At 38.2% G+C, this 11841-nt stretch carries 9 protein-coding genes; 1 reads left to right on the top strand and 8 read right to left on the bottom strand.

Translation table 11 applies throughout. From position 1 onward, the window contains the following. Window positions 1–16 precede the first annotated feature (16 nt). The 8 genes from rplT to EA772_RS17520 all read right to left on the bottom strand — a co-directional run bounded on the left by rplT (window position 17) and on the right by EA772_RS17520 (window position 8536). Window positions 17–361: a 50S ribosomal protein L20 gene (rplT, locus tag EA772_RS17555; RefSeq protein ID WP_010600881.1), complete on the bottom strand. Its 345-nt coding sequence runs from the start codon at window positions 359–361 to the stop codon at window positions 17–19. 72 nt (window positions 362–433) lie between these two features. After that, window positions 434–634 (bottom strand): 50S ribosomal protein L35, encoded by a 201-nt coding sequence (gene rpmI / locus EA772_RS17550; protein ID WP_010600880.1) that lies wholly within the window; start codon window positions 632–634, stop codon window positions 434–436. Window positions 635–663: 29 nt separating this feature from the next. After that, complete coding sequence (gene infC / locus EA772_RS17545; protein ID WP_051691975.1) at window positions 664–1233, bottom strand: translation initiation factor IF-3; 570 nt, start codon at window positions 1231–1233, stop codon at window positions 664–666. A 16-nt stretch (window positions 1234–1249) separates the two neighbouring features. Continuing rightward, a complete protein-coding gene (gene thrS, locus EA772_RS17540) occupies window positions 1250–3175 on the bottom strand; it encodes a threonine--tRNA ligase (protein WP_124914326.1) in 1926 nt (641 codons plus the stop codon). A gap of 224 nt (window positions 3176–3399) precedes the next feature. Beyond that, the gene (locus EA772_RS17535) at window positions 3400–4308 is read right to left on the bottom strand and encodes a hypothetical protein (protein WP_124914325.1); all 909 of its coding nucleotides are present in this window, start codon (window positions 4306–4308) and stop codon (window positions 3400–3402) included. 198 nt (window positions 4309–4506) lie between these two features. Continuing rightward, window positions 4507–5244, bottom strand: a complete 738-nt coding sequence (locus tag EA772_RS17530; protein WP_010600876.1) for a (Fe-S)-binding protein — start codon at window positions 5242–5244, stop codon at window positions 4507–4509. Window positions 5245–5270: 26 nt separating this feature from the next. Beyond that, complete coding sequence (locus EA772_RS17525) at window positions 5271–6578, bottom strand: MFS transporter (protein WP_124914324.1); 1308 nt, start codon at window positions 6576–6578, stop codon at window positions 5271–5273. 65 nt (window positions 6579–6643) lie between these two features. Further along, on the bottom strand, window positions 6644–8536 hold the full coding sequence (locus tag EA772_RS17520) for an ATP-dependent DNA helicase RecQ (RefSeq protein ID WP_124914323.1): 1893 nt from the start codon (window positions 8534–8536) through the stop codon (window positions 6644–6646). 72 nt (window positions 8537–8608) lie between these two features. Here EA772_RS17520 and EA772_RS17515 point away from each other — a divergent pair, with 72 nt between their 5' ends. Beyond that, window positions 8609–11836, top strand: coding sequence for an amidohydrolase family protein (locus EA772_RS17515; protein WP_168187593.1), 3228 nt, complete (start codon window positions 8609–8611; stop codon window positions 11834–11836). Window positions 11837–11841 lie beyond the last annotated feature (5 nt).

The following is an 11841-nucleotide window of genomic DNA, read 5'->3' as shown; positions in this document are numbered from 1 at the left end:
CCGATGGCGAGAATTTCTATTTTACTGCATCAATTACAGCTTTGAAAGCTTCTGGGTGATTCATTGCTAAATCAGCCAATACTTTACGGTTTAAACCGATTTCTTTTGAAGCAAGTTTACCGATTAATTGAGAGTAAGAAATACCGTGCTGACGTGCACCTGCATTAATACGTTGGATCCATAATCCGCGGAATTCTCTTTTCTTAACTTTACGGTCACGGTATGCATATTGCAAACCTTTTTCTACTGTGTTTTTAGCAACCGTAAAAACTTTACTTCTTGCTCCCCAATAACCTTTTGCAAGGTTAAGGACTTTTTTCCTTCTTCTTCTCGAAGCTACTGCGTTTACCGAACGTGGCATGTTGTTGTTGTTTTTTGGTAAGCGGCGTTCATTTAAGAATCTTTAATGCCTGATACCTGGTGAATTAATAAATTACTTTCCGATACAAAGCATACGTTTAACGTTACCTGAATCTGCATCTGTTACAATTCCTGCATTTCCAAGAGCACGTTTACGTTTAGTACTCATCTTTGTTAAGATGTGACTTTTGTATGCTTTGTTTCTTTTGATTTTACCTGTTCCAGTAAGCGAAAAACGCTTTTTAGCACTGGAATTGGTTTTCATTTTTGGCATAACCTGTTTTTTAATTTATAAACCTATTTTTATTTTTTTGCTACTTTAGGCGCAACTGTAAGGAACATACGTTTACCTTCTAACTTTGGTAATAACTCTACTTTTCCTACATCTTCCAAAGCCTGGGCAAACTTTAATAATAAAATCTCACCCTGCTCTTTGTAAACAATTGCTCTACCTTTAAAATGCACATAAGCCCTAACCTTCTCACCATTCTCTAAAAAGCTTACTGCATGTTTTAGTTTAAACTGGAAATCATGGTCGTTTGTATTCGGACCAAAACGAATCTCCTTAATTACAGTTTGCTTAGCATTGGCTTTAATTTCCTTTTGCTTTTTCTTTTGCTCGTAAACGAACTTACTGTAATCGATAATTCTACAAACGGGTGGTACTGCATTTGGAGAAATTTCTACCAAATCCAATTCCAGTTCATCAGCAAGTGCCAAAGCTTTTGCCAAAGGATAAATCCCCGGTTCAACATTATCGCCAGCCAAACGCACTTCAGGCGATTTAATGTACTGATTAATGTTATGTTCTGCTTCTTTTTTCTTAAAAGGCGGACGTGGTCCCCTGTTAAATCCTGGTCTTCCTAATGCCAAATTTGTATTATTTAATTTAAACTGTTATTTCTTTTCTTAATAAATTGTTGAATTCCTCCAACGTCATTTCGCCCAAATCACCCTCACCATGTTTACGAACTGAAACTTTATCTTCAGCCATCTCTTTATCGCCGATAATGAGCATATATGGGATCTTTTTAACTTCAGCATCGCGGATTTTTCGTCCGATTTTCTCGTCACGAAAGTCAATCAGCCCGCGAATATCGGAATTATTTAGTTCATCTAAAACTTTTTTTGCATAATCTTCATATTTTTCTGAAATAGGAAGAATGATAAACTGTTCAGGACTCAACCATAATGGGAAATTTCCGGCACAATGCTCAATTAAAACAGCAATAAATCTTTCCAGTGAACCAAAAGGCGCCCGGTGGATCATTACAGGTCTATGCTTCTGGTTGTCGCTACCAGTGTATTCTAATTCGAAACGCTCTGGCAAGTTATAATCAACCTGAATGGTACCTAACTGCCATTTTCTACCTAAAGCATCTTTCACCATAAAATCTAGCTTCGGGCCATAAAAAGCCGCTTCGCCATACTCTACAACAGTATTTAGGCCTTTTTCGGCAGCTGCTTCGATAATTGCATTTTCAGATAATTTCCAGTTTTCATCAGAACCAATATATTTCGCTTTGTTCTCCGGATCTCTTAACGAAATCTGAGCAGTATAGTTTTCAAAACCTAAGGATTTAAATACGTAAAGCACTAAATCTATAACTTTCTTAAACTCTTCTTTCACTTGTTCTGGCATACAGAATAAGTGTGCATCATCCTGAGTAAAGCCGCGTACACGGGTTAAACCATGTAATTCACCGCTTTGTTCGTAACGATATACGGTACCAAATTCTGCAAAACGAACCGGAAGATCTTTGTAAGAACGCGGTTTTGTTTTATAAATCTCACAGTGATGCGGGCAATTCATCGGTTTTAAGAAGAACTCCTCTCCCTCTTGCGGGGTTTTTATAGGCTGGAATGAATCTTTGCCATATTTTTCCCAGTGACCAGAAGTTACATATAGGTTTTTGTGCCCGATGTGTGGCGTTACAACTTGTTCGTAACCAGCCTTTGCCTGTGCCTTTGTTAGAAAGTTCACCAAACGTTCACGCAAAGCAGTTCCTTTAGGCAACCATAATGGCAAACCCATTCCAACTTTTTCCGAAAATGCAAATAGTTCAAGTTCTTTTCCAAGTTTACGGTGATCGCGTTTTTTGGCTTCTTCGATCATCGCTAAATATTCAGTTAGTTCGCTAGCCTTAGGAAAAGTTACCCCGTAAATGCGTGTCAACTGTTTTTTAGTTTCGTCACCTCTCCAATAAGCGCCGGCCACGTTCATCAGTTTCACTGCCTTTATAAAACCGGTATTTGGAATGTGCGGACCGCGACATAAATCGGTAAACTGACCTTGAGTATAGAAAGTGATTTTTCCGTCTTCCAGACCATCAATCAAATCCAATTTATACTCATCGCCTTTTTCTGTAAAATATTTAACTGCATCAGCTTTGCTTACGCTTTCACGTACAAAAGTTTCCTTTTGTTTAGCCAACTCAATTATTTTAGTTTCAATTGCTTTGAAATCATCTGATGAGAATTCTTTATCGCCAAAATCTACATCATAATAAAAACCGGTTTCAATTGCCGGACCGATACCAAATTTAGTACCTGGATAAAGCGCTTCTAAAGCTTCGGCCATTAAGTGGGCAGATGAATGCCAGAATGTTGATTTTCCAGCGGTATCATTCCAGGTTAATAATTTTACTGATGCATCTGACTCAATTGGGCGTGTGGAATCCCAAACTTCGCCATTTACCTCGGCAGCTAAAACGTTTCGGGCTAAACCCTCAGAAATTGATAATGCAATTTGATGGGCGGAAGTGCCCTTCTCGTACTGACGGACAGATCCATCAGGTAATGTAATATTAATCATCTACAACTATGATTTGTTCCTTGTTCTTTTGTTTAAGATTCGGAACGGTTTAAAAAATAATTAGTTCTAATCACATACAAAGTGATTTTTAATTACCGCGAAGATAGGGAAATTTCTTCTACGAATTAATCGCGTATTTAATTTTATCCATGCCAACTCCTTCTGAAATCAAAAAAGCCTGTCCGATAAGATCGAACAGGCTCAAAATAAGTTAAATGTGATGTTTAAAATGGTCCACCGCCAATTACAACAGCTCTGCCACCACCAAAATTACCGCCTGGTCTGTTATTTCTGAAACGTTTCATCATGTTATCCATTTTCGTTTTGTAGTCTGCCTCGGTAATCAACCTAGCCTTTTTAGGCGCAGTAACATCTTTAGCACTTACGCCTCTATACTCAATGCTTTTTGCTATCGTACTATTACCTCTACCTTCAATGGCTAATACCGCACCTTCAGTCCACATTTTTGGGTTTGGTGAAAAATTGAAACCCAAATCATTGGTATACCAGATGTGGGTTTCTTCGGTTACATCTCGCTCTACATCTAAAATCTTTACCGATCTGGTTGATTTAACAATGACTTCTTTACAATCGAAACCAATGATTTTTTTTGTGGCATCCGTTTTAACAACTTCAATTCTTGGAGGAACAACGGGTTTAGCGTTTGCGGTATCTCCGGAATTTCTACCACCCATTCTAAACGAACCAATAGGACCAGAAGTTGATAATTCCAGTTTACTTGGCATATAATAAGTTGTATCGTTTAAATCAAAAACCTCACTTAATTTCTGATCAGCAAAAGAATAATAATATTCTCTATTGCCACCAGCTCCGCCAAAGCGCATCATCATCCGGCCCATTCCGCCGCCGCTACCTCCACCGTTGCTATCTTCAGTTTCTTCGACAGGCATGTAGCTGGCATTAGTTGCATTAAAAAGCAATTCGAAATTCGATTTACTGCTTGAAGGCATTCTTGCTTTCATTTGGTCTGGAATCTGCATTCCACTTGCAGCAGCCATCGCTGCAGGGTCAACAGTATTTTCAAATTGAATAGCTCCCGAAGTTTTCTTTTGTGCATCTGCAACAGATACCAAAGTGAACACGCTAAATAGCGCCAAGAATATTTTTTTCATCTTTTTTATATTTGATTTTTGGGTGATGAAGCCCTCATGGCTTTATTTAAAAGTTAATTTTTATAAACCATAATGGTTTCATTGTTTTATGTTTTGTTCGTGTTTGAATCAAAATTTTGAAAAAGGTTTAATAAGGGTATAGATTTAACATAAATGTTGTTAATATCGTTGGCCAACAGACCATAAAACTTACTAAGCCTAGTACTCAGTACTTTCTAACCAACCATTGCATAAAACATCGGCAATATGCATGGTTTTAATTGGGAGCTTATTTTTATCGATGTAACCCTGAAGATGTAAAAGACAAGATAGATCTGTAGAAATAATATAATCGGCTTGTTGAGCAAGCGCATGATTTACTTTTTGCTCTGCCATGGCAGAAGAGATTGCATCGAATTTCACAGCGAATGTACCACCAAAACCACAACACATATCATTATCGGCAAGTTCGAGCATTTCCAAACCATGTACTTTTGATAAAAGCTGGCGAGGTTCATCTTTGATTTTGCACTCGCGTAAAGCGCTGCAAGAATCGTGATAAACGGCTTTACCTTCTAATTCTGCTCCGAAATAATCCTTTTTAGCTACGTTAATTAAAAAATCTGAAAGCTCCCAGATGTTTGATTGCAGACTGCGACACTTATTATGAACGATTGTATTGGTAAATAAATCGTTATAACCGCCTTTTACCATTCCAACACAAGAAGCTGAAGGTGCAACCACGTAAGTGTTTTCTGTGAAATCATTCAAAAATTTAGTGCCAACTTCTTTGGCTTCATCCCAGTAACCAGCGTTGTAGGCCGGCTGACCGCAACATGTTTGCTTGGAATTGTATTCCACTTTACATCCTGATTTTTCTAATAATCTTAACGTATTAAAAGCGGTTTCGGGATATAATTGGTCTACAAAACAGGGAACAAACAATTCTACTTTCATCAACAGGTATTCTTTAGCCTACAAACTTACACTTTTACTATTTCTTTGCGTTCGATTTTTTTCAAGAGCGCTAAAAACACCAAGCCAACTATAAAAAATGATGCCAAAGCGATAATAGAATAACGGATATTCCCGGTTAAATCTTCAATGTATGCAAAACTAAATAGACCGATTACGATGGCAAGCTTTTCAGTTACATCATAAAAACTAAAAAACGATGTACTGTCTGGCGTGTTTGCTGGCAGATATTTCGAATATGTGGAACGTGACAACGACTGGATTCCGCCCATGATTAAGCCTACGATCGCCGCTAGGGAGTAAAATTGATATTCGTTGGTAATATTGTAGCCATAAATGCAACAACCAATCCAGATCAACACCACCATTATTAATACATTTACATTTCCCCATTTTTTTGCTAAAAATGACATCAGTAACGCACCCGGAATAGCTACCAACTGAATAATCAGGATCACAGCGATTAGTTTAGCAGTTCCTAATTTTAATGTTTTTTCTGCGAAACCGGCAGCTGCTAACATAATGGTTTGAACACCCATAGAATAAAAGAAAAATGACAGCAAAAAACCTTTCAATTTCTTTATCAACTTTAGTTGTTTCCAAACTTTAGTTAATTCGCTGAAACCATCTTTGATAATATTAGTCTTTACTTTTCCGGTTTGAGGCGTCCCATCGGGTAGCACCGCAAATGGTATTTGTGAAAAAGCAATCCACCAAAGGCCAACCAATAAGAATGATAATCGCGGTGGAAATGATGCATCAACAATTCCAAACCACTCAGGTTTAAGTACAAAAAGAAAACAAATCAATTGAAGCACCACTGAGCCCACGTATCCGTAAGAAAATCCTTGTGCACTCACTCTGTCCTGGTGTTCTTCAGTTGCGATTTCCGGCAAATAAGAATTACTAAAAAGCACTCCGCCTATATAACCCATTGCTGCCAGTACAAAGAACAAAATACTGATTTGCAAAGTATCCAGCTTGAAAAAACACAAAGCCATACACGATAATCCACCCATGTAGGTAAAGAATTTCATGAACGATTTTTTATTGCCTCGCCGATCTGCAATAGATGATAATATTGGCAAGGCTAAAGCCATCATGAGATACGCAAACGACAATGCATAATTAGATAAAGAGGTATTTACAAATGTTCTGCCAAGAAAAGTTACCTTATCGCCATGTTCTTTTGTTGTAGTGATGATGGTGTAATAAGCAGGGAAAATTGTTGAAGTGATAACTAAATTATAGGCTGAATTTGCCCAGTCGAAGAAAGCCCAAGAACGTATGGTTTTCTTATTGTTTTTCTCTATCATGGATAGGTTTTGAAAGTTGAATTTTTGGTATTGATAGTGTAAAATCGTAATTCGTAAATCTAAAATCAAAGATAATATTTCTTCCCGTCAGTTTTTATCTTACCCGCATCTAATAATTCTCTAATCGCATCTATCCTTTCGTTTTCCACACCATTTTTGATATGATTGACCAAATCGTCTAAACCTAAGGGTTGTTGCTGAAGTAAAGAAATGATTTCATAAGAAATTTCGTCACTCAATTTCGATTCATGCTCTGCTCTTTTTTCTGCAAGGCAAATATCGCAAACGCCACATTTCGTTGCATTATGTTCGTCGAAATAATTTAATAGCTGAATACTTCGACATTTACGCGATGTAGTATACGACACCACGGCATTGACCTGCTTTAGCAAAATCTCTTTTCTGAGTTCGAGGTATTTTACGTCCAGATCAAAATGATCCATATCTACCCTTGCACGAACGTATTGCAGTTGTGGTTGATCAGTTTGTTGAATGTATGTGAGCATTTCAATGGATTGGAGTTTGTTTAGCACAGCGATGATATCTTTAAAAGAAATGCCCAGTTTCTTGGCTAAATCTGCCTCATTAATTTTTACAAACCCATCAAATGCACCGCCATGAGATCTTAAAATAGTTTTAATCACGCCATCATAAGCTTTATTTTCAATTTGAAAGCGATAAACATCTTCATGCCCAACAATAAACATCAATCGGGAAGGTAAAAACACACTTTCAGATAAAGTGATGTAACCGTCATGCTCTAAAAATTTCAACGCAGAAATTGTTTTTAACACACTAATGTTAAAACGCTTACAAAAATCAGCTATATCAAAAGTAAAAGTGATTCCCTCTCCTGCTCCAAATGCCAATTGAAAATAATTTCCTAAATAATGATAAACTTTTCTGATTTCATCTGGCGACGGAAAACTGTTAATGTAGCGAGATTCCAGACTTAGAACATCAGATTGATTAGCAAGTAAAACGGCATAACTTCGTTTCTCATCGCGACCAGCCCTTCCCGCTTCCTGATAATAGGCTTCCAAACTTTCAGGCAAATCCAGGTGCACTACAAAGCGAACATCAGCCTTGTCAATACCCATACCAAAAGCATTTGTAGCCACCATAATTCGGGTTATATTTTGCTTCCAATCTTCTTGTTTCTGGAAACGAATATCGCGTTCTAATCCCGCATGGTAAAAATCAGCTTTGATTTGATTGCGGTTAATAAAATTCGACACCTCAGCTGTTTCCCTGCGGTTACGAACATAAACTAAGCCTGTACCCTTTACGTTTCTACAAATTTCTATCAACTTTTTGTATTTATCTTCCTGCCCGAAAACCACGTAGCTTAAATTATCTCTGGCAAAACTTTTAACGAAAATCTGAGGATTTCTCATCTCCAGTTTTTCTATGATATCTTTGCGAACAAATTCTGTAGCTGTAGCGGTTAATGCCAAAATAGGTACATCTGGAAGAATTTCTCTTAGTTTGGAAATCTGCTGATAAGGAGGCCGAAAATCGTAACCCCATTGCGAAATACAATGTGCCTCGTCAACAGCGATAAGATTAACGTTCATATAAGAAATGCGGACACGAACCAAATCAGATAATAACCTTTCTGGCGACAAATAAAGGAATTTGATTTTCCCATAAATGCAATTATCCAGCAGTATATCGATTTCTCGTTTTCCCATACCTGCATAAATAGCAATGGCTTCAATTCCTTTTGATTTCAGGTTTTCTACCTGATCCTTCATCAAGGCTATCAATGGTGAAACAACAATGCAGATTCCTTCTTTCACTAATGCCGGAACCTGAAAACAAATAGATTTGCCTCCGCCAGTTGGCAACAATGCCAGGCTATCATTTCCTTCCAAAACGGAAGTTATGATATCTTGCTGTAATGGTCTGAAAGCCTGGTGTCCCCAATACTTTTGTAAAATCTCTATTGCTGTCATAAATCGGCGGTATCAAAACTATAAAAAAGCTTGTTATATTACTAAATTGCGCCACAATTAATCAACTTTTAAATGAAGCAACTCTACTACCTGTCTGCGCTTACACTTTTATTTCTTACCACAAATGCCCAGGAAAAAAAATGGGATGTAGAGAAATATCAGGGTACAACCAAAAACTTCACTTTAAATACCGATGAAGGTACCTGGATGAATCTCGACGTAAGTCCGGACGGACAGGAAATTGCATTTGACTTATTGGGTGATATTTACACAATGCCAATCGCCGGCGGACAAGCAAAGCTGATTAGTGGTGGAATCGCTTACGATGTGCAACCAAGATTTAGTCCGAATGGGAAATACATTTCTTACACCAGTGATAAAAGTGGCGGCGATAATATCTGGATCATGAATCGTGATGGTTCAGGCAAAAAACAAGCTACTAAAGAAAGTTTTAGGTTGTTGAACAACGCGACATGGATGCCAAACAGCGAATATATTGTAGCACGTAAACATTTTACAGCTGGCCGGTCTTTAGGTGCTGGTGAAATGTGGATGTACAACATTAATGGTGGCGACGGCGTACAGCTAACCAAACGTAAAAACGATCAGCAAGATGCCGGAGAACCGAATGTTTCGCCAGATGGCCGATTTGTTTATTTTAGTGAGGATGTTACGCCTGGACCAAATTTCGAATATAGTAAAGATCCGAACGGCACAATTTACGCCATTCGCCAACTGGATCTAACGACAGGAAAATTGATAACATTAATTAATGAGCAAGGTGGCGCCTGCAGACCTCAGGTATCTCCTGATGGAAATTTAATTGCTTTTGTAAAGCGTGTCAGATTGAAATCTACATTATACGTTCAAAACATTAAAACTGGTGAGGAGTGGCCTGTTAACGAAGATTTATCTCACGATCAGCAAGAAACCTGGGCCATCTTTGGCGTTTATCCAAACTTCGCCTGGACTCCTGACAGCAAAAGTTTGGTGTTTTATGCAAAAGGAAAAATCAGGAAAACAGAACTTGGATCGTTGATTACTTCGACCATTCCCTTCCAGGCAAATACTGTTCAAACCGTTCAGCAAGCCTTACATTTCGAACAACAGGTTTTTAATAATGATTTCTCTGCCAAAATGTTAAGGCAGTTAACTACATCGCCAGATGGCAAAACAATTGTATTCAATGCTGCCGGATATCTTTATAAACAGGAATTGCCAAACGGCACACCTGAGCGCCTAACCAATGGTTTGGATTTTGAGTTTGAGCCTGCTTTTAGTCCGGATGGAAGATTTGTAGTTTACGTTAACTGGAGCGATGAACTTCGTGGGTCGATTAAAAGAGCGGATTTAAAATCGGGCAAAACCATAACTTTAAGTGATGAAAAAGGATTTTATTATTCACCGCAATATTCTACCAAAGGCGATAAAATCGTTTTTAGAAAAGGAAGTGGAAATGATGTTTTAGGATATAATTATGGCCGCGGAACGGGCATTTTCATAATGGCTGCCAATGGCGGTTCAAAAACATTGGTATCAGATAACGGAATAAAGCCATCATTCAATAATAGCGATACCCGAATCTATTTTCAAAGTTATGCCGATGGCAAGAAAGCTCTAAAAAGTATTGATTTAAATGGTGCCAATGAGAGAACGCATTTTACTTCTCAATATGCCAATCAGTTTGCAGTTAGTCCGGATAATAAATGGTTAGCTTTTAATGAGCTTTTTAACGTGTACATCACGCCAATGATAAATATAGGTGCGGCTCAAGATGCTTCGGCTGGAAATAAAGCCATTCCTGTTGCAAAAGTAACTACGGATGGTGGAACTTATATGCAATGGAGTACAGACAGTAAAAACCTACATTGGACTTTAGGCCCAAAATATTTCACCATTGATGTAAACAGTGCATTCAATTTTGATGGTTCTAAACCTAAAACTCAGGCCTCTTCCGTTGATATCAATTTAACTTTAAAAAGCGATGTGCCAACAGGAATTGTTGCGCTGAAAGGTGCCAGAATTATTTCGATGAAGGGCGATGAAGTGATCGAAAACGGAACAATTTTAACAGATGGCAATAAAATTACCTCAATTGGCAAAGTTGATGCAGTATCTATTCCTGCGAACGCAAAAGTGATTGATGTACATGGCAAAACCATTATGCCGGGAATTGTTGATGTTCATGCGCATTTGCGCACCAGCCCCGATGGAATTTCGCCACAAAACGATTGGAGTTATTTGGCAAATCTGGCTTTTGGTGTGACCACTTCTCATGATCCATCAAGCAATACAGAAATGGTTTTCAGCCAAAGCGAAATGTTAAAAGCCGGGCGTATGGTTGGCCCTAGAGTTTATTCAACTGGCGGTATTTTATATGGAGCCGATGGCGATTTTAAAGTAGTGATTAACAGTTTAGATGATGCTTTGGCAAACCTAAAACGCCTAAAAGCTGTTGGCGCATTTTCCGTGAAATCGTATAACCAACCTCGTAGAGAACAACGCCAGCAAATTTTAGAGGCTGCCCGTCAGTTAAAAATGGAAGTTGTACCTGAGGGCGGTTCAACGTTTTTCCATAACATGAATATGGTTGCCGATGGCCACACCGGAATTGAACATAGTATCCCGGTTTTACCGGTTTATAAAGACGTAACTACGCTTTGGAACAATACTACTGTTGGTTATACCCCTACTTTAATTGTGGCTTATGGTGGTCAGTGGGGCGAAAATTATTGGTATGACAGAACGAATGTTTGGGAAAATGAAAAGTTGATGACTTACACACCACGTTCGATTATTGATTCGAGAGCAAGACGTAGAACCACTTCTGAATACAGCGATTACAACCATATTGATATTGCAAAAGCAACCAAACAGATTGCTGATGGAGGAACAAAAGTAAATCTTGGTGCTCACGGACAAATTCAGGGTTTAGGTGCACACTGGGAACTTTGGATGTTTGTTCAAGGTGGTTTTTCGCCACTACAAGCCATTAGAAATGCAACTTTAAATGGTGCACATTATTTAGGCATGGATAAAGAAATCGGTTCTTTGGAGGCTGGAAAATTGGCTGATTTAGTAATCATGGATGCAAATCCTTTAGATGATATTCGCAATTCAGAGAAAATTAAATATGTAATGATTAATGGCCGTTTGTATGATAGCGCAACGATGAATGAAGTAGGAACACGGGAGAAACTTCGCGGCAAATTGTGGTTTGAAAGTGCAAAAGGAACTGGTTATATTATTCCAAATGGAGAATCAGAAACCTGGACATTTACTGTTCCACATTGTGATTAATTGAA

The organism is Pedobacter sp. G11, assembly GCF_003860265.1.
In the GTDB taxonomy this organism is placed as follows: Bacteria; Bacteroidota; Bacteroidia; order Sphingobacteriales; family Sphingobacteriaceae; genus Pedobacter; species Pedobacter agri.
This window is presented reverse-complemented; position numbering and strand designations above follow the sequence as displayed.

What these genes read in the sequence shown, in the direction of transcription:
- rplT (WP_010600881.1), bottom strand. Translation starts at nt 361, where the DNA reads ATGCCACGTTCGGTAAACGCAGTAGCTTCGAGAAGAAGAAGGAAAAAA.
- rpmI (WP_010600880.1), bottom strand. Translation starts at nt 634, where the DNA reads ATGCCAAAAATGAAAACCAATTCCAGTGCTAAAAAGCGTTTTTCGCTT.
- thrS (WP_124914326.1), bottom strand. Translation starts at nt 3,175, where the DNA reads ATGATTAATATTACATTACCTGATGGATCTGTCCGTCAGTACGAGAAG.
- EA772_RS17535 (WP_124914325.1), bottom strand. Translation starts at nt 4,308, where the DNA reads ATGAAAAAAATATTCTTGGCGCTATTTAGCGTGTTCACTTTGGTATCT.
- EA772_RS17530 (WP_010600876.1), bottom strand. Translation starts at nt 5,244, where the DNA reads ATGAAAGTAGAATTGTTTGTTCCCTGTTTTGTAGACCAATTATATCCC.
- EA772_RS17525 (WP_124914324.1), bottom strand. Translation starts at nt 6,578, where the DNA reads ATGATAGAGAAAAACAATAAGAAAACCATACGTTCTTGGGCTTTCTTC.
- EA772_RS17520 (WP_124914323.1), bottom strand. Translation starts at nt 8,536, where the DNA reads ATGACAGCAATAGAGATTTTACAAAAGTATTGGGGACACCAGGCTTTC.
- EA772_RS17515 (WP_168187593.1), top strand. Translation starts at nt 8,609, where the DNA reads ATGAAGCAACTCTACTACCTGTCTGCGCTTACACTTTTATTTCTTACC.